The organism is Sphingomonas sp. Leaf412 (assembly GCF_001425405.1).
GTDB lineage: Bacteria > Pseudomonadota > Alphaproteobacteria > Sphingomonadales > Sphingomonadaceae > Sphingomonas.
Genome location: NZ_LMQP01000002.1, coordinates 532,227 through 551,617, shown reverse-complemented (window position 1 = coordinate 551,617; position 19,391 = coordinate 532,227). Strand labels below are relative to the sequence as shown.

The following is a 19,391-nucleotide window of genomic DNA, read 5'->3' as shown; positions in this document are numbered from 1 at the left end:
CCTCCTTGCTGCCTTACGGCGCCTGGTAGGAATCATCGGCCCTTGCGAGGGCGGTTCGGCCGAATGGCCCGGCGGAAATCCATCGCCGTGCCCGAGCATATGCTGTCCGACGGCGACCTGGTCAACCAACGGCAGGGTCACGATGAGACGATTGTTTTGCTGAGGATCAATAATTGGCTCACCCATGGAATAAACCCCGACGGGCGTCGTCTACCCTTTCGAGACTGATCCGCAGGAGGCTTATGCGTAGACGAAATTGGATGCTGGGTCTGACTGCTTCGGCCATGCTCACCGGCGCAGTCGCGGCCGCCCCCGCCGATGGCTACGCCAGCATGGTATCTGCCGCGATGGACCGGATGATGGCGGGCATGATGGTCAAGCCGTCCGGCGACGTCGACCGCGATTTCGTCGCGATGATGCTTCCGCATCACCAGGGCGCCATTGATATGGCGGTGGCAGAGCTGCGCTACGGCCATAACGAGCAGCTCAAGCGCATCGCGCAGGAGATCATCATCGATCAGCAGCAGGAGATCGCCGCCATGAAGTTGGCGATCGGTCAGCCGCTACCCCCTTCGACGCCAGCCCCGACGCAGGGCGGCGACCACCACAGCCATATGGAGCACTGACATGATCCGGACCTTCCTGCTCTCGGCCGCCTTGCTGATGAGCGCCGCACCGGGCATTGCCATGGCTCAGCAGGCGCCGTGGAACGCCAAGGACGTGCCTGTCAGCCACCGCGACCGCGTCTATGCATCCGAACAATTCTCCAACACGGTGTCGGTAACGGACCCGGCCGACAACAGGTTGCTCGGCGTCATCAAGCTCGGCGATCCGCAGCCGATGAATTTTTCCCCGCTCTACAAGGGGCAGGTGCTGGTTCACGGCCTCGGCTTCTCGCCGGACGGGAAAACACTGGCGGTCGTGTCGATCGGATCCAACGCCGTGTCGTGGATCGACACCGCCACCAACACCGTCAAGCACACGACCTATGTCGGGCGCAGTCCGCATGAGGCGTTCTTCACGCCGGACGGCAAGGAGGTGTGGGTCACGGTACGCGGCGAGGATTACATCGCCGTGCTCGACCCCACGACGTACAAGGAGACCGGTCGCATCAAGACGCCCGGTGGTCCGGGCATGACGATCTTCTCTCCCGATGGCCGATACGGCTATGTCTGTTCCTCATTCAATCCGGTGCTGGCCGTGTTCGATGTCTCGACCCACGCGCAGGTCGGACAGGTGGCGCAGCCGAGTCCGTTCTGTCCCAACATCGCCGCGACGCCGGACGGCAAGCAGGTTTGGTTCACGCTGAAGGACATCGGCAAGACGGTCGCATTCGATGCCAAGCCGCCTTTCGCGATCCTCAAGGTGCTGGATACCGGACCGATCACCAATCACGTCAACTTCGCCCGCACGGTCAAGGGACAGTTCGCCTATGTCACGGTGGGCGGGGAAAACGCGGTGAAGGTGTTCCGCACGTCCGACTTCGCGCTTGTCGCCACCATCCCGGTCGGCAAGATGCCGCACGGCGTCTGGCCATCGGGCGACGGCCGGCGCATCTATGTCGGGCTGGAGAATGCCGATGAACTTGCCGCGATCGACACCGCCGGCAACAAGGTCGTTGCCACCGTGCCGGTCGGACAGGCACCGCAGGCGATCGCCTATGTGCCGAACGCTGTTCCGACAGGCCCCGGCACCGACAATCTCCAACCGCTCGGTACGGCAGGCAAGGCGGTGCATCTGAACATGGGGCCGGTTGGCGGCAATGGTGCGGCAAGCAGCATTACCCTCTTCGACCAGGGCATCATTCAGGTCGTGCAGAGTGCCGTTACCGGTTTGCAGCCCAAGAAGCCTTACATGCTCGTGCTCACCGCCAACGCGGACGGCAGCGGTGCGGTAGAGCCGCTTGCGAACTTCATGAGCAATCCGGCAGGTGCGGCGATTGTCAACGCATCGGGTCCGATCCGGCAGATCGTTCAGGGCAGTGCAGCGGCCCCCCGGCGCTTTCTGGCGGTCGCCGAGGTAGTGAATGGCGCACCGGGCCGCATCGTGCAGGTGCAGCGCGACTGAGATGGACCCGCTTGCCGCCGCGATCGAGCCCCTGGTCCCCGGTCTGCGCCGTTATGCCCGGTCGTGGTTGCGCGATCAGGCGATGGCGGATGACCTGGTGCAGGATTGCCTTGAGCGCGCGGTCGGGCGCTGGCGGCAACGACGCGGGACGGAGGTTCGCCCCTGGGTCTATGCAATCCTGCATAATCTGTTGGTCGATCATAAGCGGCAGCATGTCCGGCGAGGTACGGCGGTTCCGCTCCACCTCGTGGACGACGTTGCGCTCGGTCGCCCGGCCGATCAGGACGCAGGCCTGCACCACCGAGACCTGTTGCGCGCACTTGATGCGTTGCCCGAGGAGCAGCGGACGGTGCTGCTCCTCATTTCCGTCGAAGGTCTGTCATATGGGGAAGTCGCTGCCGTCGTCGGTGTGCCGCTGGGAACGGTGATGTCGCGCATATCGCGGGGGCGCGACCGTCTGGCGACGCTCCTCCGGGAGGGTGAACGGCCACGATTAAGGAGTATTCGATGACCAGCCCGATCGGAGAGGACGATCTGGCCGCGTGGATCGATGGCAGGCTGTCGCCCGAGCGGCAGCGTCTGGTCGACGCTTACCTTGAAGGCCAGCCGGACGTGCATGCCCGTTTGCGGGAGCAGGCGGAGCAGGCGCGAGCCCTTGCATCGCTTTTCGCTCCAATCGCGGATGAACCTATCCCGGCGACGATGCGCGTCGCAGCCATCAGGGGACGGCAACGCCAACCGCGTTGGCAACTCGCCATCGCCGCGTCGCTTCTGCTGGCGGTCGGGTTTGGCGGGGGCTGGTCGAGTGCGCGTTGGAGCGGCGAACCCCGCGCGGGCATCGCGGCGCTGGCCAACGAGGCGAGTGACAATTTCCGTGTCTATGCCGCCGACCGGATACGACCGGCGGAAATCGGCCCCGACCAGCGCGCCATGCTGATCCGGTGGACCTCCGCCCGATTGGGTGAGCGCGTGACCATCCCGGACCTCAGCACAGCCGGTTACCGCTATGGCGGGGGGCGATTGGTCGCGACGCCCCACGGCCCTGCGGTTCTTCTCCTCTACGATGGACCGCAAGCGTCAAAGCTCGCGGTGCTGACGAGGCCTATGCAAATCGACAAGAGCGCAAGCATGACCAGCACGTCCAGCGGGACCATGGGCCGGGTCACATGGGCTGTCGACGGGATCGGCTATAGTGTAGTGGGCGAGCGACCCGCTGCCGAGCTGCATCCGATCGCCGATGAGGTCCGGCGCCAGGCCGATGCGGGGCTTGTCTCCTGATAGCGCCTGGCCGCTTCTTAGCGCCGACAGGCACTGGGCGGACCAGCGGGATCACGGCTTGCGCTCGGCATCCTTCCGGTCGGCCTCTGCCGGAGTCAGCCTGGCCCGCTCGCGAATGCGACGTTCGAGCGGAGCGCCCGCGAACAGTACGAGCATCGCAAGGCTCAACCCGCCGATGATGAGCGGCCACACCGCCAACCCTGCTGCCGCGCCGATCGTGGCCGTGACCCAGATGCACGCGGCGGTCGCCAATCCATGCACTTCCTGACCCTGGCCGACCCGCAGCACCGCGCCGGCACCGATGAAGCCGACGCCGGACAGAATGCCCTGCATCGCCCGTCCTGCGGCATCGGCGTTTACGTTCGGCAAGCCACTGTGCACGATCGCCTGCACGGCGATGCAGCTCGCCAGACCGACCAGACCCAGCGTTCGCAATCCCATGATCTGCCGGTTCTCGCGCGAGCGTTCCCAGCCGAGCACCATCCCAGCCGCGGTCGCCACCACCAGCCGCCCGATCGCATCGATCCAGAAGCCGAGGTCCGATGCCGCTGATGCTTCGATCATTCGACCAGCACGTGCACATGATGCCAGGCGGTGCACAGATAGCCGGCGAAGTTCCACACCGTATCCGGCCGCTCGGGCTGACCCTGTCCAGTCTCGTCGAAGGCGCGCACGACAAGGTGCTGGCGCCCCTTGGCGAGCGTGGCGTCGAGGGTCCAGCGCCGCCAACCCCAGTGCGCCTCCGGATCATCGGTGAACGTCGCCTGTTGCCAGTCGCGACCACCGTTTACCGACACTTCGACCCGAGAGACGCGGCGATCATAGGCGATGGCATAGCCCTCGATCCGCACCTCCCCGGCCGGCAGGCTTTCGCCAGAGCCGGGCACGCAGATCGCGGCGTTGAGCGGCATGGCATTGATGGTCAGACCCTGGCTCCAGTCGACGGTGTCGCTCGTCACATCGGCAGGAAAGAGCTTGTAGTCGTGCGCCTGGATCGGTGCGTCGGATGGCGTCTCGCGCACCTCGATCCGTGTCAGCCATTTGGCGCTCCGCACCCCGGCATAGCCCGGCACCACCATGCGGAGCGGTGCGCCGTGTTCGGGCGTCAGCGGCTCGCCGTTCATCGCCCAGGCAATAAGGACGTCGGGTTGCCGCGCCTTGTCCATGGCGATCGAGACCCCGAACAATGCTTCCTCGCCTTCGACGTCCACCTCGTCCGCGCCGGTGAACGCCACGAACAGGTCGGACGCATTCGGCGCACCGACGGCATCCAGTACGTCGGACAGTCGTACGCCGGTCCATTCCGCATTGCCGATCGCGCCCACGTCCCAGGGGTCGCCGGACGTTTTAGCGACCTGCTGGAGATCCGTGCGCCGGTTGCCGGCGCACTGGAGAACTGCCGTCACCGTCCGCGTGGCCAACGCGCTTTTCAGTTCCTCCACCGAGAAGGAGCGGCTCGCCATGCCCGTCCCGCTCACTTCGATCCGGTGATCGGCAGGCAGATCGGGCACTGCACCATGGCTGCGCACGTAGAACAGCGCCTGCGGCGTCAGGAACCGCTCGATCAGCGCGCCGGGCGTCGGCTCGGCGTTGTAGGGATCGGATTTGCGCTCGATCATATCAGTCATGGACGAACCAACGCCGCAAGCGCGCGGATCGCTTCAAGCCTTCAAGACTATCGCAGACGAAGGATTACCAATCGTTCCGATATCCAGATTGGAACAAACAGATCAAACGGTTGGTCGTATCGATCAGTTTCCGCGATACAAGCTGCATGACCCTGGAGCAGCTCAGAATCTTCGTCGGTGTCGCCGAGCGCGAACACGTCACCAAGGCAGCAGAGGTGCTGAACGTCACGCAGTCCGCTGCCTCCGGCGCGGTCGCGGCCCTCGAAGCGCGCTACGGGGTTCCTCTGTTTCACCGCGTCGGGCGTGGCATCCAGCTGACCGAAGCGGGCCGCGGCTTTCTGGAGGAAGCGCGCGCGGTGCTGGGGCGGGCAGCGCATGCCGAGACGATGCTGGCGGACTATGCCGGGCTTGCCCGTGGTTCGTTGCGGATCGTCGCCAGCCAGACGATCGCAAGCTACTGGTTGCCCGCAAGGCTTGCCGCCTTCCACGAGCGCCACCCGCAGATCGCGGTCGAGCTGGCGATCGACAACACCGAAGGCGCGGCAGCGCAGGTCCTTAGCGGAGCGGCGGAACTCGGTTTCGTTGAAGGCGAAGTGGACGAACCAGCGCTGGCGCATTGGGAAGTCGGACGCGATCCGATGGTGCTGGTCGGACGCAGGGACGCCGAGCGTGTCGACGAGGACTGGCTTCGCGCTGCACGCTGGATCGTCCGCGAGCAGGGTTCGGGCACGCGCTCGACCTTCGAGGACGTGCTGCGAACGCGCGGGTTTGATCCGGCCCAGCTGACGGTAGCGATGACGCTGCCGTCCAACGAGGCGGTGCGTACCGCGGTCGAGGCCGGTGCCGGCGTCGCTGTGTTGTCGCGATTGGTCGTCGCACGCGCGCTCAAGGCCGGCGATCTGGTCGAGCTGGCGCTTGAGTTACCCGATCGCGCCTTCCACGCGCTGCGCCACAAGGAACGCTATCGCACCCGCGCGGCCGACGCGCTGACGGACCTCATCAAGGAGCAGGTCGCATGACTGCCGACGCACCTTCGGCCCTGACCGGCCTCAAGCCGCTAAGCAGGCTCGATCACCCGCGCGAGATGATCCGCCAGTTCACACCCAACTGGTTTGCCGCGACCATGGGCACCGGCATCCTCGCTCTCGCGCTGCCGCAGGTGCCCGGCATCGGCCCCGCGCTCAAACCGATTGGCGAGGTGTTGTGGTTCTTCAACATCGCGCTCTTCATCCTGTTCGCCGGTCTCTATGGCGCGCGCTGGGCGATGTTCGGGCATGAGGCACGGCGCATCTTCGGCCACAACACCGTGTCGATGTTCATCGGGACCATCCCGATGGGCCTGGCGACGATCATCAACGGATGTCTCGCCTTCGGGATCGCGCGATTCGGTAACGGCATCGTGCCGGTCGCACACGTCCTGTGGTGGATCGACGTCGCCATGTCGCTCGCCTGCGGCGTGTTGATCCCCTACCTGATGTTTACCCGCCACGAGCACAGCCTGGACGGCATGACCGCGGTATGGCTGCTGCCGGTCGTCGCAGCGGAAGTGGCGGGTGCCAGCGGCGGGCTACTCGCTCCGCATCTGACCGATCCCCACGCGCAGATCGTGACGCTCGCGACCTCGTATGTGCTGTGGGCCTATTCGGTGCCGGTCGCGTTTGGCATCCTCGCTATTCTGATCCTGCGCATGGCGCTCCACAAGCTCCCGCACGAGAGCATGGCGGCATCCTCCTGGCTCGCGCTGGGGCCGATCGGCACCGGGGCGCTGGGTATGCTGGTGCTTGGGGCGGATGCGCCGGCGATCCTCGCGGCGCACGGGCTGGTCGGTGTCGGTACCGTCGCGCAAGGGATCGGCGTCGTCGCCGGGCTCTGCCTGTGGGGTTTCGGCCTGTGGTGGCTGGCGCTCGCGACGCTCATCACCATCCGCTACTGGCGCGCCGGCGTCCCATTCAACCTTGGCTGGTGGGGCTATACCTTCCCGCTCGGCGTCTACACCGTCGCCACCTTCCGCCTCGGTACGACGCTGAACCTCGGCTTCTTCGGTATCGTCGGCACGGTGCTGACGATCGCGCTCGCGGCGATGTGGCTGCTGGTCGGTGCCAAGACGCTCGCCGGAGCATGGCGCGGCAACCTGTTCGTCTCGCCCTGCATCGCTACCCCGAACTGATCCACCCTGATGATCGGATCAGTCGGTCCGATCACTTGCAGAACGCCCCTTCGATCCGCCAGCGTGGCTGGCCACAGGAGAGCCTTGTCATGGACAATTTTGACGCCGCGCTGGCGAGTGAAACCAGCCGTCGCCGCTTTCTCAGGCGTACGGCGCTCGGCACCGCCGGCCTTGCCGCAGCACCTGCGCTGGCGCAGCAGCTCGTCGACCTGAAGCTGCCTGGCGGCAATGCCGAGCGGCCGATGACCAGCGCCTTTCCTGGCAAGGGCAGCATGATCCTCCAACGCATCCATCCTCCGCTGTTGGAGACGCCGATGGACGTGTTCGACAAGTCGGTGTTCACGCCCAACGACCAGTTCTTCGTCCGCTGGCACTGGGCCGACATCCCGACCTCGATCGACGTCGAGAGCTTTCGCCTCAAGGTCTTCGGCCACGTCAACAGACCGCTGTCGATCAGCCTTGCCCAACTGCTGCGCCTGCCGCGCGTCGAGATGGCAGCGGTCAATCAGTGCTCGGGCAACAGCCGTGGGTTGTTCCAGCCGCGTGTCGCCGGCGCGCAATGGGGCAACGGCGCGATGGGCAATGCCAAATGGCTCGGCGTGCGCCTGCGCGACGTGCTGGACCTCGCGGGGGTCAAGGCAGGCGCGGTACAGGTGCGCTTCGGCGCGCTCGATCAGCCGGTTGTGACGGGCGCCCCTGACTTCGAGAAGGCGCTCGACATCGACCATGCCCGCGACGGCGAAGTGATGATCGCCTTCGGCATGAACGGCGAGCAGCTGCCGCTCCTCAACGGCTTTCCCTGCCGGCTGATCGTCCCGGGCTGGTATTCGACCTACTGGGTCAAGATGCTGAACGCGATCGAGGTACTGCCCGGCCCTGACGACCAGTATTGGATGGCCAAGGCCTACAAGATACCGGCTACACCCGGCGCGAATGTCGCGCCCGGTGCCAAGGACTTCCCGACCGTGCCGATCAATCGCATGATCCCGCGCAGCTGGATGACCAGCCTGCCGGATGGCCAGGCGATCGCCTATGAAGCGTCCATCCCGGTTGGCGGGATCGCGATGGGCGGCGACTGCGGCGTCGCCAAGGTCGATGTCTCATCCGATGGTGGCCGCACTTGGTACAGGACGACGCTCGGAGCGGACGAGGGCAAGTATAGCTTCCGGCGCTGGGATGGTCGCGTGCCGCTTAGGCGCGGTCCCAACCCCATCATGGTGCGCTGCTGGAACGCCAACGGTGTCGCCCAGCCGATGAAGCCGATCTGGAACCCCGGCGGGTTCATGCGCGGCAACATCGAAACCACCACCATCATTGCGGCCTGAGGAGCGAGTAGCATGAAGACCCCGTCTCCCGGCATCATGGCCGCTGGCCTGATCGGCCTGACCGGTATCATCCTCATCTCGATAGGTGCGCCGAGCAGCCGCAAGGCGTCTGCCCCGATCTCCGAGACGTCCGAGCCGGCGCCCCCCGTCAGCGTGTCGGCCCGCGGCTTCTCGCTTACCTCGACCAGCGTCGACCTGCCGGTCGACGACGCGAGCTATCCCGATGGTCCGCACGCCGACGTCATCAACGCCAACTGCACCTCATGCCACTCGGCCAGTATGGCGCTGACCCAGCCTGCGCTATCGGCGGCTCAGTGGAAGGCGACCGTCACCAAGATGCGCGAGGTGTATAAGGCGCCGGTGGCCGAGAAGGACGTCGACGCAATCGTCGCCTATCTCACCGCCATGCCGCATCAGAAGGCGGCACCCGCAACCGGCAAGGCGCAGGACCCCGACCCCAAGGTGGCTCCCGATGTTTCAGGTGGAACCGGCTAACCGAGCCACTTCCATAATCCCAAAATACCATCGTTTTCGGGACACCCGAGGGCACGGCGAGTGGCAGCTATCCGTGTCAGCGCTCCCGAAACCGGCCGGGCAGCAATGTCCCCAATCTCAGCCATTCCAGGGTGCTGGTAGCACACGCTCAAGCGGTCGGGCCGCTCACATGAACGAGCGGCAGGTATCGGGCAGCGAAATGGAGGGTGTGAGTGGCCGGAAGTGGGTCTGCCTGCCGATCTCGCTTTTCCATCGCGCACGTCGCTTGAGTGTCTCTCAGGTGAGGATTTGTCGCGAGTAGTGAAGTTCGGCTGCAAGCCTCTCACGACAAGCTAAGCATCAGCCGGAAGTGCTCGAACAGCTCTCTGCACGATCCTTGTTCTAGGTAGGTCAAGTCCGGAGTCTGGTTGCCAAGTGTGAGCAGGGCCTGCCTAACGATGCGCTGGTCGGGCTCGGACACGCCATAGGCGGTGCTGATCGCCCGCTGCGCGTTGCCGTTCATCTGCGGCCGCAGGAGCTGCAAATTCTGGTCGAGATAGCCGAAGCCGAGGACGAGCAGCGTATCCGCGCTGTGCACGGCCTCAACCACGTTTTGAGCTACCTTGCTGCGGACGCTTTCGGTGAACGTTTGCAGTCTCTTCCCGACCTTCCAATGGTCCACGCTGTCCGTGCCTCCGAGCGGCAGGTTGGCATCGCTCCTGCCGCGCCAAGGCAAAACGCCGAGCGATCCGTAGGGATGGGTGAACTGGACGCCCTCCAGCACCTCGGCAGCCACTTCGCCGTCTACGTCGAAATAGTCTTGTAACGCCATCCAGAGAAAATGCTCGAGGCACCGATCGTAGTTGAAGATGACAAAACGGACGTTTTCGAACGCCTCCTTAATGTTATTTCTCTGGACGCCGGACATAAGAAGGCGCGCGAAGGCGGGGTACCAAGTTTTCGCCAGCTCCTCGCCATGCGTGGATGCCTCTCGCGGCTCGTTGTGATCTTCGACCAGTACGTAGATGTTCCGTCGCTTGAATAGGTGGGACGAGCGTTCGGCGCGCAGGATGCAGATCGCGATACAAAGCTTCCCGAGGTCAACGACATGGGGGTCGTCCTGATGCGAATGCAGGAAGTTGTCGATTGACAGCGCCAAGGGGAGGCCACGAAGGATGCGTTGTGCGGCCGCTTTGAAGGGGCGCAACGTGCTCTGGAATGAGGTCACGTCTGGGCTGACCAGCGCCTTCATCGCCTGCTGGAGGGCCGGATCCGCGAAGCCGTAGGCGTTATCGTTGGTGGGCCGCAGCAGGCTAACGATCTGCTCCTTGAGCCCGTCGCCTGAAGGCAGTCCAAGCTCGCAGCTGGCACCAGCCCCTACCACGATTGTCGTCTTCTGCCTGAACATGAGCGGATATTACGCGCGGTTGGCGACGCCGTGAAGGTACTGAGCACCTCCGGCACGTTGCGCCTCGTCATGCGGGTTCGCCCGGTACGGTTCTGTCGATCACCGATCAAGCCGGACTGTGGAACGCTCGCCTTCGCGATCCCTGTGCATTATCTAGACAGAGCTCGAACCATGGCGCGCAACTTCGGTGAACGAACGGCAGCTTTCCAGAAACGGGTAGGTGCCACTGAACGTCTGCAATTGGCCCTTACTGCCACCGATCTGCTGGATGACGTCAATTGCGCCTTTCGGCAGAGTAGTGCGTGTCGCGAGTCTAGATGACGCGCATCGAGGGGGTGCCGCATGCGCGCCGACTGATCACGCGGCGTCGAACGCCGTGAGTATCGGACAGGGTCCCGCGCTGCCGCTGCCGCATTCATGAGCAAGGCGCCGAAGCGCAGCCCGGGCTCGATCCAGTTCGGCGATCTTCTCGTCCAGCGCCTTCAGCCGCTCGCCGGCAAGTTCGCGCGCTCGTGCCCGATCGTCCGTGGCGTCGAGGGCCAGAAGCTCGCCGATTTGCTCCAGCGTGAAGCCTGCCGCCTTGGCTGACCGGATGAAGTGCAGCTGCCGCACGTCGTCTTGGCCGTAGCGGCGGATACCGCCTGCAGTCCCGGCGCGCTGCGGTTTCTTCGGGGTGTGGATCAGGCCGCGGCGCTGGTAGAAGCGGATCGTCTCCACGCCGACACCGCCTTCCGCTGCAAGTTTCGCGATCGTCATGTCTGCCACGTCTTGACCCCGGACCATGGTACGGACCCCATATGGGACCCGATCTAGGATCGGAGAAGACGAGATGGCGACGAAGAAGGCGGTGCTCCACCGCATGGTGATGCCCACCCACACGTGCCCGTTCGGGCTGAAGGCGAAGGACTTGCTCCAGCGGCAGGGCTACGACGTCGAGGACCATTGGCTGCGCACGCGCGAAGAAACCAACGCGTTCAAGGCGGAGCATGGCGTGAAGACCACGCCGCAGACCTTCATCGGCGGCGAGCGGATCGGCGGCTACGACGACCTGCGTCGCTTCTTCGGCAAGTCCGTGCCCGACCCCCAGGCCGTGACCTACCGCCCCGTGATCGTCGTCTTCGCGATGACGGGGCTGATGGCGCTTGCCGCCAGCCTGGCCGCCTTCGGCACGCCGCTTACGGTGCGCGCAGGCGAGTGGTTCATCGCGTTCTCGATGTGCGTGCTGGCGCTGCTGAAGCTCCAGAACGTCGAGAAGTTTGCGACGATGTTCCTCAACTACGACCTGCTGGCCAAACGCTGGGTGCCGTATTCCTACGTCTATCCCTACGCCGAGGGGCTGGCGGGCGTGCTGATGGGGGCCGGCGTGCTGACTTGGCTGTCTGTTCCGATCGCGCTGGTGATCGGGGCGATCGGTGCAGCGTCGGTGATAAAGGCCGTCTACGTGGACAGGCGCGAACTGAAATGCGCCTGCGTAGGCGGTGACAGCAACGTGCCGCTCGGGTTCCTGTCTCTCACCGAGAACGTGATGATGGTGGCGATGGCGCTCTGGATGGTCGCGGCACCGATCCTGTCGGCCGGGCACTGAACAACGGCGTGTCGCACTGGCGTAGTTCCTCCGTTCGTCCTAGACGCGTATCATGAGCTTCGCCCGCATCTCCCGCGTCATTGCGCTGTCAGTGCTGGCGATGATGCTCGTGCTGCGTGTCGGCCCGGTATGCGAAGCAGCCGCGAACGCAGCGGCGCCACCCGCCGTCGTGCATGATGCCATGGTTGGATGCGAACAGCCTTCGGACAAGCCGGCTGGAAAGTCTTCAGCCGCCGCGTGTGCGAGTTCATGTGTGGCGACCGATCCGCAGCGGATCGGCGACGCGACCCGGCCGGTGCTTGCAGCGGGCATTCCGATCGCCTCTTCCCTCCCCGACCTGGAGGGCCGCACCGGTGGTCCCGCACCACCTCCTCCGCGAACCGCGTGATCTAACGGCTATCTGAAGATTATGTTTTTCGAGGAATGCACACATGAAGACGATCAGGTTCATCGGCGCGGCTGTCGCGCTCGCGCTCGTTCCCGCCACCGCGTTCGCGGCGGCCGACTGCTGTGCCGACAAGACGTGCTGCAAGGACGGCGCTGACTGCTGCAAGGACGGCAAGGGTGACTGTTGTAAGGACATGAAGAAGGGCGGCAATCACGCCGGCCACGACATGTCGGGCATGAAGATGCCGACCAAGTGAAGCTGCCGGCGGGGGCCTGCGCCCCCGCCGCTCAGTCCTGACCGTCGGGGACGGTGCCGCCGTTTGTCCGCCATGGCCGGTTCCGCCCCGGCAGTCTCAGACGAAGCGTCGCCGCTCGTCCCCGGATCCCGTCGACGGTTCGGTTCATGGCCCGTGCGATGTCGCCGATCTGCTGACGTGCGGCGATGCGCCGTCGCAAATCGTCGTCGTCCTCATCCGACCATCGCCGGGGTGGCCTTCGTGCCGGCGGCGCACCATCAGGCATGGACCTCGTGCCCGTCTCCGCATGGTTCGCCCGGTGCTTCGGTCTGCACGGTGACGTGCGAGATGTCGAAGCGCTGGTCCAGCATGGCCGCGACGCCGAGGCGGACGGGGTCCGGATCGCATCCCTGTCCCAGCGTCACGTGCACGGTGCAGCTGACGTCGTCGTTCGACATCGACCAGACGTGGAGGTCGTGGAGCCCCGCGACGCCCGGCACGGCTGCGATGGCCGCACGGACCTCGGTCAGCCGCAGGCTTGATGGAACACCCTCGAGCAGCACGTTGGTGGTGTCGCGAAGCAGGATCCACGTGCGCGGCAGCACCCACAGGCCGATCGCCACCGCAACCACGGGATCGATCCAGGTCCAGCCGGTGAAGCGGATCGCCGCGGCGCCCGCGATGACGCCGATCGAGCCGATCATGTCAGCCCACACCTCGAGGTAGGCTCCCTTGACGTTGAAGCTCGCGTCCTTGCCGGCGGTCAGCAGCCGCATGGATATGAGGTTCACGACCAGGCCGATCGCCGCGACGATCATCATGCCCCAGGACTGGATCTCCTGCGGCTCGGTGAACCGCCTGATCGCCTCCACGAAGACGTAGATCGCGATGCCGAACAGCAGCACCGCGTTGAAGGCGGCGGCAAGGATCTCGAAGCGTCGGTAGCCGAACGTCCGCTTCTCGTCCGGCGCCTTGCGTCCGAGCCGGATCGCCAGCAGCGCGATCACCAGCGCCGCAACGTCGGTCATCATGTGGGCGGCGTCGGACAGCAGGGCGAGGCTGTTGAAGACGATGCCGCCGATCACCTCCGCCACCAGATAGGCGGAGGTCAAGGCGAGCGCCCAGCCGAGCATCTTGGCGTTGGCGCCTGCCGTGTGGTCGTGCGAGTGCCCGGCCGAGCCGTCGTCATGAGCCATGGTGTGCCTCCTCATATGGAGTTTCGGGTGCGGTGTGGGCAGGGCGCCATCCGCCGAAGCGGGCGTAGAGCGTCGGCAGGACGAACAGGGTCAGTAGCGTCGCCGAGATTAGGCCGCCGATGACGACCGTCGCCAGCGGCTTCTGCACTTCCGCGCCCGCACCGTGGCCGAGCGCCATCGGCACGAAGCCGAGGCTGGCCACGAGCGCCGTCATCGCGACGGGCCGCAGGCGTGCGAGCGCCCCGTATTGGGCGGCCTGCACCCGGTCGATGCCGCGCGCCATGAGGTCGTGGATGGAAGACACCATGACCAGCCCGTTGAGCACTGCGATACCCGACAATGCGATGAAGCCGACGGCGGCGGACACGGAGAACGGCATTCCCCGGAGGACCAGCGCCAGCACGCCACCGACGAGCGCCAGCGGCACGCCTGTGAAGACGATCACTGCGTCGCGCACCGAGCCGAGCGCCCCGTAGAGCAGCAGCATGATGACCGCGAAACACACCGGCACGACCAGCAGCAGCCGATCGCGGGCGGAGGCCAGATTCTCGAACTGCCCACCCCATTCGACGTACGTCCCCGGCGGCAGCTTCACCTGCGCATCGATGGCCGCACGCGCGTCAGCCACCACACCCGCCACGTCCCGGTCGCGGACGTTCGCCTGTACGACGACGCGGCGCTTGCCGTTCTCGCGACTGATCTGGTTCGGGCCGTCGACGACCGCGATGTCGGCGACCGTCGATAGCGGCACGAAGCCACCAACCGAGGTCGGCACCGGCACCTGCGCCACCTCGGTCAGGTCCGATCGCGATGCTTCGGACAGGCGGATCACCACCGGGAAGCGGCGATCGCCCTCGAAGATCACCCCGGCCTCACGTCCGCCGATTGCGGCCGCGACGGTGTCCTGCACGTCACCGGCGGTGACGCCGATCCGCGACATCGCCATGCGATTGGGGCGGATGTCGAGCATCGGCAGTCCTTCGGTCTGCTCGACCCGCACGTCGACCGCACCACGCGTCTTGCGCAGGATGTCGGCGATGCGGTCGGCCGCGTCATTCATGCCGCCGAAGTCGTCACCGAACACCTTCACCGCGATGTCGCCGCGGACGCCGGCGATCAGTTCGTTGAAGCGCATCTGGATCGGCTGGGTGATCTCGTAGGCGTTGCCGGGCAGCGTCGAGAGCCTCTTCTCCATCCGCTCCACCAGCTCCTCCTTGGCGAGGCCGGGGTCGGGCCATTCGGCACGCGGTTTCAGGATGACGAAGGTGTCGGTGGCGTTCGGCGGCATCGGGTCCGACGCGATCTCAGACGTGCCCGTGCGCGAGAAGGCGAAGCGCACCTCGGGCTGACGCGCCAGCATCTTCTCGACCTGGAACTGCATTGCCTGGCTTTGGTCGACCGAGGTTCCGGGGATGCGGACCGCCTGCACAAGGATGTTGCCCTCGTCGAGCTGCGGCAGAAACTCCTGTCCGAGGGTCGTGAACCCGACGCCGGCCAGCGCCAGCGCGCCCATCGCGACGCCCAGCGTGACGCTCGGCCGCCCCATCGCCTTGCCGAGACCCGGCTCGTAACGGCGACGCAGCCAGCCGATGATCCGGCTCTCCTTCTCGTCGACCGGTCGGCTGAGCCAGATGGCGATGGTAGCAGGCACGAAGGTCATCGACAGGATGAAGGCGAAGACGAGCGCGATGATGACCGTCAGCGCCATCGGTTCGAACATCTTGCCCTCCACACCGGTGAAGGTGAGCAACGGTGCGTAGACAAGGATGATGATCGCCTGACCGTAGACGGACGGGCGGATCATCTCACGGGCCGATGCCGCAACCAGATCGAGGCGTTGCCGGAGCGGCAGCGGCTCGGCTCGGCCGTGCTGCGCGTCGCCAAGCCGCCGCAGCGCGTTCTCGACGATGATGACGGCGCCGTCGACGATCAACCCAAAGTCGAGCGCGCCGAGGCTCATCAGATTGGCCGAGACGCCTGCGCGGAGCATGCCGACGCTGGTCAGCAGCATCGTGATCGGAATGACGAGCGCCGCGATCAGCGCCGCGCGGAAGTTGCCGAGTAGCGCGAACAGCACGACGATGACGAGCAGCGCTCCCTCCGCGAGGTTGCGGGCGACCGTGGCGATGGTCGAGTTGACCAGCTCGGTGCGGTTGAGCACCGGCTTGACCACGACGTCGACGGGCAGCGCGCGGCCGATTGCCTTTAGCCGTTCGCCGACCCCGGTGGATACGGTGCGGCTGTTCTCGCCGATCCGCATGACGGCGGTGCCGACGACGACCTCGCGCCCGTTCTCGGATGCCGATCCCATGCGCAGCGCCTGTCCTGTGCGGACGGTGCCAATCTGGCTGAGCAGGATGGGCACGCTCTCGCGTGTGGCGATCACGGTCCGCGCCAGTTCGTCGGCGTTGCGCACGCGACCATCCGCACGAACGGCCAGCCCCTCGCCGTTGCGGTTGACGACGCCAGCCCCGGCGCTGGTGTTGTTGCGCTCGAGCGCGGTGGCGAGATCCTGAAGCGTGATCTTCATCGCCGCCATGCGCTGGATGTCGGGGACGACCAGATACTGCTTGGTGTAGCCGCCCAGACTGTCGACGCCGGCCAGCCCAGCACTGCTCTTCAGCTGCGGCGTGACGATCCAGTCCTGAACGGTGCGTAGGTAGGTCGCCTTGTCGGCGGCATCGACGAGGTGGTCACCCTCCGGCGTGATGTAGCTGCCATCCTTCTGCAGGCCGGGCTCGCCATTGCGATGGTTGACCTGGTCGAGCTCACGATATTCGACCGTCCACATGAAAATGTCGCCGAGCCCGGTGGCAATCGGCCCCATCTCCGGGTTCACGCCTTCGGGCAGGCTCTCCTCCGTCGTGCGTAGCCGCTCGGCGACCTGCGACCTCGCAAAGTAGATGTCGGTCTTCTCATCGAAGACCGCGGTGATCTGGGCGAAACCGTTGCGACTGAGCGAGCGGGTGTGTTCGAGGCCGGGAATGCCGGCGAGCGCGGTCTCGACGGTGAAGGCGACCTGCTTCTCGATCTGGTCGGGCGATAGTGCAGGCGCGACGACGTTGATCTGCACTTGGTTGTTGGTGATGTCGGGCACGGCGTCGATCGGCAGCCGCTGGATGGCGAACACCCCGGCGAATGCCGCGGCGACGGTCAGCAGCAGGACGAGCCAGCGCTTCTCGACGGCGATGGTGACGATACGGGCGAGCATGACCTAGTCCTCGTCCTTCGCTTCGCCCTTGCCGAGTTCGGCCTTGAGCGTGAACGAGTTGGTCGATGCGATGCGCTCCTCGCCGGTCAGGCCGGCGGTGACGCTGACCGAACCACCGTTGGTCCGGCCGAGCGTCACCGGAATGGCTTTGAAGCCGGACGGGGTTCGGACGAAGACATGCGGCTTGTCGCCGATCATCTGCACCGCGGCGGAAGGCACGGCGATGCTGCGATCGCCGGTGGCCGGCAACAGCACCGACACGCTGACATTCTCGCCGACGCGCCATGTGCCGCCTGCGTTGTCGATGCTGGCGATCACCGGCACCAGGCGGGTGGTCTCGTCGAGGATCGGCGAGACGAAGGTCACGCGGCCTTCCTGACGCCGTCCTGCCGACGTGACCTCGACGCGCGCACCAGGCGCGACGCGCCGGGCATCTGCCGGCACCACCGACATCGTCACCGACACATTGGCGAGGTTCGCGACCCGGAAGATCTCGGCGTCGGCGGCGATCTGTTGACCGAGCGTGGCTGAGCGGGCGATCACCTGACCCGAGATGGGCGACCGGACGGTGATGCGGTTGAGGGCGCCACCGCCGCCACCGGTGGCCGACAGCTGTTGACGGGCGAGACGCAGCGCGATGTTCGCCTCGGTTGCGGCAGTGCGGGCGGCGACGAGGTCCTGCTCGGGCGACACGCGTTCCGCGAAAAGGCGCTGCTCGCGTCGGAGGTTCGACTGCGCCAGCGCCGAGCGGGCGCTCGCCGCTTCCACCTCGGCGTTGAGGCTTGCGGCCTCCCGGCTCTCGATGATGGCGAGCGTATCGCCGCGCCGGACCGGCTGGCCGAGATTGCGGGTTAGCGAGACGAGGCGGCCCCCGATGGCGGCCGAGACCACCTGCACGCCCTGCGGGTCGCCCTCGATGGTCGCGGGAAGCTCGATTGCGCCCGCGACGCCGCCAACGGTCGGACGGGTGACTTCGATGCCTGCGTCCGCGATCTGCTGCGCGGAGAGCGTAGCGGTCATCGGATCGCCTGTGGCGGCTTCCTTGGTCTCCCCGGCCTCGCCGGCGTTCTCCGTTGGCTCGGCCGAGCGGCCGCAGCCGGAGACGGCGAGCGCCAGAATGGCCGGCATGGCGACCTTCATGATGCGGTTCATCGTTGATCGTCCTTGGGAAGCGGCGCGGCGGCGGTCAGCCGATCCAGGCGCGCCTGCGCGTCGTGATGGGCGGCCAGCGCGTCGATCGCGGCCGTGCGGGTTTCGAGCAGCGTGCGTTCGGCATCGAGCAGATCGAGCTGCCCGAACTTGCCTTCGCGGTAGCCGATGCGGGCGATGCGGGCGGCCTCGGTCGCCGCGGCAAGCGCCGGTCCAGCGGCGTTGCGCGCCGTGGTCGCGGCGTTCTCGGCATCGGCCTGCGCTGTCGCGACGTCCTGCTCGGCGTCAAGCAGCGCGGCGCGCCTCTGTGCATCCGACTGCTCGCGCTGGGCCTCGGCCACCGCGATGCTCGCGCGCCCGTTGTTGAAGACGTTGAGGGGGATGGAGAAGCCGAACACCGCGGCGACGTCGTTGGTCTGCTCCAGCCGCCGCGCGCTGGCGCTGACCGTCAGGTCGGGCACTCGCTGGCTGCGTGCCAGACGCACCTGCGCGCTCGCCGTGTCGAGGTCGGCGCGCGCCGCTGCGACCGTCAGGGTCCCGGAAGTCGCCATCGGTCGCATCGTGCCAGCTGAAGGCACCGCATCGAACCAGCTGCGATCGAGCCGTCCCACCGGCATGCCGAGCAGCCGGGCGAGATTGCCGGACGCAGCCTCGGCCGACCGTCGCGTTCGTTCGAACGCCCCTTCCGCAGAAATGCGAGCGACGTCCGCGCGCTGCTCCTCGAGCGGCGATGCGCGGCCGGCCCGCACCCGCACGCGGGCGGCACGCAGCACTTCGGCCGCGATGCCTACCTGATCCTCCGCGATGATGACCCGACGCTGGGCGGCGGCGGCGGCGTTGTAGGTCTGTGTCACCCGCAGCCGCAGGTCGGCGCGAGCGATCTCGGCCTGGAGACCGGCACGTCCGATCTGCGCCTCGGCGACGGCGATGCGGGCGCCGCGCTTGCCGCCGAGCTCCAGCGGCAGCGCGAGGCCAAGCGTCGTCTCCGATGATCGCAGCCCCTGATAGATGCCGGTGCCGGCGACGTTCTCCGCTTCGCCGACGATCGACGGGTTGGGACGAAGGCCGGCGACGCGGCGCTGCGCTTCGGCGGCACGGATGCCGGCCGCTGCCGCGTCCTGGAACGGCGACGACGCGCCCGCCCTGTCGAGCGCCTCGGCAAGCGTGAGGACCGGCGCCGGGGCGGCGGTCCTCACAGTCTGGGCCTGCAGCGATGATGCGCAGGCGCCTGCGGCCAGTACGGCCGCGATGATGCGATGCATGAGATGCTCCTGACGTTA

At 66.3% G+C, this 19,391-nt stretch carries 19 protein-coding genes and 1 riboswitch; of the genes, 11 read left to right on the top strand and 8 right to left on the bottom strand.

The window, feature by feature from the left end:
- Positions 1–19 precede the first annotated feature (19 nt).
- Positions 20–96, bottom strand: a riboswitch (Fluoride riboswitch).
- Positions 97–260: 164 nt separating this feature from the next.
- From ASG29_RS07000 to ASG29_RS06985, 4 genes are read left to right on the top strand one after another with little or no spacing between them, the layout of a single operon-like run.
- Complete coding sequence (locus tag ASG29_RS07000; RefSeq protein ID WP_229668351.1) at positions 261–626, top strand: DUF305 domain-containing protein; 366 nt, start codon at positions 261–263, stop codon at positions 624–626.
- Between the two features lies 1 nt (position 627).
- Positions 628–2,067, top strand: coding sequence for a YncE family protein (locus ASG29_RS06995; RefSeq protein ID WP_055982125.1), 1,440 nt, complete (start codon positions 628–630; stop codon positions 2,065–2,067).
- A 1-nt stretch (position 2,068) separates the two neighbouring features.
- Entirely contained in the window at positions 2,069–2,578 is a 510-nt protein-coding gene (locus ASG29_RS06990) for an RNA polymerase sigma factor (RefSeq protein WP_055982122.1), read from the top strand.
- Positions 2,575–3,345 (top strand): anti-sigma factor family protein, encoded by a 771-nt coding sequence (locus ASG29_RS06985; RefSeq protein ID WP_037529333.1) that lies wholly within the window; start codon positions 2,575–2,577, stop codon positions 3,343–3,345. The genes ASG29_RS06990 and ASG29_RS06985 overlap by 4 nt, the downstream gene beginning before the upstream one ends.
- 51 nt (positions 3,346–3,396) lie before the next feature.
- Here the strand turns inward: ASG29_RS06985 and ASG29_RS06980 are convergent, their stop codons facing one another.
- Both ASG29_RS06980 and ASG29_RS06975 read right to left on the bottom strand, forming a co-directional pair.
- Entirely contained in the window at positions 3,397–3,909 is a 513-nt protein-coding gene (locus ASG29_RS06980; RefSeq protein WP_052149081.1) for an MgtC/SapB family protein, read from the bottom strand.
- Positions 3,906–4,973, bottom strand: a complete 1,068-nt coding sequence (locus ASG29_RS06975; protein ID WP_037529332.1) for a sulfite oxidase — start codon at positions 4,971–4,973, stop codon at positions 3,906–3,908. Before ASG29_RS06975 ends, ASG29_RS06980 begins: the two co-directional genes overlap by 4 nt.
- 146 nt (positions 4,974–5,119) lie before the next feature.
- On the opposite strand from ASG29_RS06975, the gene ASG29_RS06970 reads away from it, so the two are divergent.
- From ASG29_RS06970 to ASG29_RS06955, 4 genes are all read left to right on the top strand, one after another.
- Positions 5,120–5,992, top strand: a complete 873-nt coding sequence (locus tag ASG29_RS06970; protein ID WP_055982119.1) for a LysR family transcriptional regulator — start codon at positions 5,120–5,122, stop codon at positions 5,990–5,992.
- Positions 5,989–7,140, top strand: coding sequence for a TDT family transporter (locus tag ASG29_RS06965; RefSeq protein ID WP_055982116.1), 1,152 nt, complete (start codon positions 5,989–5,991; stop codon positions 7,138–7,140). Before ASG29_RS06970 ends, ASG29_RS06965 begins: the two co-directional genes overlap by 4 nt.
- 89 nt (positions 7,141–7,229) lie before the next feature.
- Positions 7,230–8,465: a molybdopterin-dependent oxidoreductase gene (locus ASG29_RS06960; protein WP_055982114.1), complete on the top strand. Its 1,236-nt coding sequence runs from the start codon at positions 7,230–7,232 to the stop codon at positions 8,463–8,465.
- Between the two features lie 12 nt (positions 8,466–8,477).
- Positions 8,478–8,960 (top strand): c-type cytochrome, encoded by a 483-nt coding sequence (locus ASG29_RS06955; RefSeq protein WP_037529331.1) that lies wholly within the window; start codon positions 8,478–8,480, stop codon positions 8,958–8,960.
- A gap of 322 nt (positions 8,961–9,282) precedes the next feature.
- Here the strand turns inward: ASG29_RS06955 and ASG29_RS06950 are convergent, their stop codons facing one another.
- Together ASG29_RS06950 and ASG29_RS06945 are read right to left on the bottom strand one after the other, a co-directional pair.
- Entirely contained in the window at positions 9,283–10,347 is a 1,065-nt protein-coding gene (locus ASG29_RS06950; RefSeq protein ID WP_055982112.1) for a hypothetical protein, read from the bottom strand.
- 357 nt (positions 10,348–10,704) lie between these two features.
- Complete coding sequence (locus ASG29_RS06945) at positions 10,705–11,103, bottom strand: MerR family transcriptional regulator (protein WP_200932382.1); 399 nt, start codon at positions 11,101–11,103, stop codon at positions 10,705–10,707.
- 73 nt (positions 11,104–11,176) lie between these two features.
- Here ASG29_RS06945 and ASG29_RS06940 point away from each other — a divergent pair, with 73 nt between their 5' ends.
- From ASG29_RS06940 to ASG29_RS06935, 3 genes are read left to right on the top strand one after another with little or no spacing between them, the layout of a single operon-like run.
- On the top strand, positions 11,177–11,932 hold the full coding sequence (locus tag ASG29_RS06940; RefSeq protein WP_055982110.1) for a MauE/DoxX family redox-associated membrane protein: 756 nt from the start codon (positions 11,177–11,179) through the stop codon (positions 11,930–11,932).
- A gap of 52 nt (positions 11,933–11,984) precedes the next feature.
- Positions 11,985–12,320: a hypothetical protein gene (locus ASG29_RS16660; RefSeq protein WP_156457922.1), complete on the top strand. Its 336-nt coding sequence runs from the start codon at positions 11,985–11,987 to the stop codon at positions 12,318–12,320.
- A 43-nt stretch (positions 12,321–12,363) separates the two neighbouring features.
- Positions 12,364–12,576 carry a hypothetical protein gene (locus ASG29_RS06935; protein WP_055982108.1) on the top strand — a complete coding sequence of 71 codons (213 nt, stop codon included), beginning with the start codon at positions 12,364–12,366 and terminating at the stop codon, positions 12,574–12,576.
- A gap of 257 nt (positions 12,577–12,833) precedes the next feature.
- Here ASG29_RS06935 and ASG29_RS06930 read toward each other — a convergent pair whose 3' ends face one another.
- From ASG29_RS06930 to ASG29_RS06915, 4 genes are read right to left on the bottom strand one after another with little or no spacing between them, the layout of a single operon-like run.
- Positions 12,834–13,751 carry a cation diffusion facilitator family transporter gene (locus ASG29_RS06930; protein WP_055982105.1) on the bottom strand — a complete coding sequence of 306 codons (918 nt, stop codon included), beginning with the start codon at positions 13,749–13,751 and terminating at the stop codon, positions 12,834–12,836.
- Positions 13,741–16,962, bottom strand: a complete 3,222-nt coding sequence (locus ASG29_RS06925) for an efflux RND transporter permease subunit (RefSeq protein WP_055982102.1) — start codon at positions 16,960–16,962, stop codon at positions 13,741–13,743. The genes ASG29_RS06930 and ASG29_RS06925 overlap by 11 nt, the downstream gene beginning before the upstream one ends.
- Positions 16,963–16,965: 3 nt before the next feature.
- Positions 16,966–18,114: an efflux RND transporter periplasmic adaptor subunit gene (locus ASG29_RS06920; RefSeq protein WP_055982099.1), complete on the bottom strand. Its 1,149-nt coding sequence runs from the start codon at positions 18,112–18,114 to the stop codon at positions 16,966–16,968.
- The gene (locus ASG29_RS06915) at positions 18,111–19,373 is read right to left on the bottom strand and encodes a TolC family protein (RefSeq protein WP_055982096.1); all 1,263 of its coding nucleotides are present in this window, start codon (positions 19,371–19,373) and stop codon (positions 18,111–18,113) included. Before ASG29_RS06915 ends, ASG29_RS06920 begins: the two co-directional genes overlap by 4 nt.
- Positions 19,374–19,391: the final 18 nt, after the last annotated feature.

Bases quoted from the DNA above. Each gene is read 5' to 3' on its own strand.
- ASG29_RS07000 (WP_229668351.1), top strand. From the start codon at position 261: ATGCTGGGTCTGACTGCTTCGGCCATGCTCACCGGCGCAGTCGCGGCC.
- ASG29_RS06995 (WP_055982125.1), top strand. From the start codon at position 628: ATGATCCGGACCTTCCTGCTCTCGGCCGCCTTGCTGATGAGCGCCGCA.
- ASG29_RS06990 (WP_055982122.1), top strand. From the start codon at position 2,069: ATGGACCCGCTTGCCGCCGCGATCGAGCCCCTGGTCCCCGGTCTGCGC.
- ASG29_RS06985 (WP_037529333.1), top strand. From the start codon at position 2,575: ATGACCAGCCCGATCGGAGAGGACGATCTGGCCGCGTGGATCGATGGC.
- ASG29_RS06980 (WP_052149081.1), bottom strand. From the start codon at position 3,909: ATGATCGAAGCATCAGCGGCATCGGACCTCGGCTTCTGGATCGATGCG.
- ASG29_RS06975 (WP_037529332.1), bottom strand. From the start codon at position 4,973: ATGACTGATATGATCGAGCGCAAATCCGATCCCTACAACGCCGAGCCG.
- ASG29_RS06970 (WP_055982119.1), top strand. From the start codon at position 5,120: ATGACCCTGGAGCAGCTCAGAATCTTCGTCGGTGTCGCCGAGCGCGAA.
- ASG29_RS06965 (WP_055982116.1), top strand. From the start codon at position 5,989: ATGACTGCCGACGCACCTTCGGCCCTGACCGGCCTCAAGCCGCTAAGC.
- ASG29_RS06960 (WP_055982114.1), top strand. From the start codon at position 7,230: ATGGACAATTTTGACGCCGCGCTGGCGAGTGAAACCAGCCGTCGCCGC.
- ASG29_RS06955 (WP_037529331.1), top strand. From the start codon at position 8,478: ATGAAGACCCCGTCTCCCGGCATCATGGCCGCTGGCCTGATCGGCCTG.
- ASG29_RS06950 (WP_055982112.1), bottom strand. From the start codon at position 10,347: ATGTTCAGGCAGAAGACGACAATCGTGGTAGGGGCTGGTGCCAGCTGC.
- ASG29_RS06945 (WP_200932382.1), bottom strand. From the start codon at position 11,103: ATGACGATCGCGAAACTTGCAGCGGAAGGCGGTGTCGGCGTGGAGACG.
- ASG29_RS06940 (WP_055982110.1), top strand. From the start codon at position 11,177: ATGGCGACGAAGAAGGCGGTGCTCCACCGCATGGTGATGCCCACCCAC.
- ASG29_RS16660 (WP_156457922.1), top strand. From the start codon at position 11,985: ATGAGCTTCGCCCGCATCTCCCGCGTCATTGCGCTGTCAGTGCTGGCG.
- ASG29_RS06935 (WP_055982108.1), top strand. From the start codon at position 12,364: ATGAAGACGATCAGGTTCATCGGCGCGGCTGTCGCGCTCGCGCTCGTT.
- ASG29_RS06930 (WP_055982105.1), bottom strand. From the start codon at position 13,751: ATGGCTCATGACGACGGCTCGGCCGGGCACTCGCACGACCACACGGCA.
- ASG29_RS06925 (WP_055982102.1), bottom strand. From the start codon at position 16,962: ATGCTCGCCCGTATCGTCACCATCGCCGTCGAGAAGCGCTGGCTCGTC.
- ASG29_RS06920 (WP_055982099.1), bottom strand. From the start codon at position 18,114: ATGAACCGCATCATGAAGGTCGCCATGCCGGCCATTCTGGCGCTCGCC.
- ASG29_RS06915 (WP_055982096.1), bottom strand. From the start codon at position 19,373: ATGCATCGCATCATCGCGGCCGTACTGGCCGCAGGCGCCTGCGCATCA.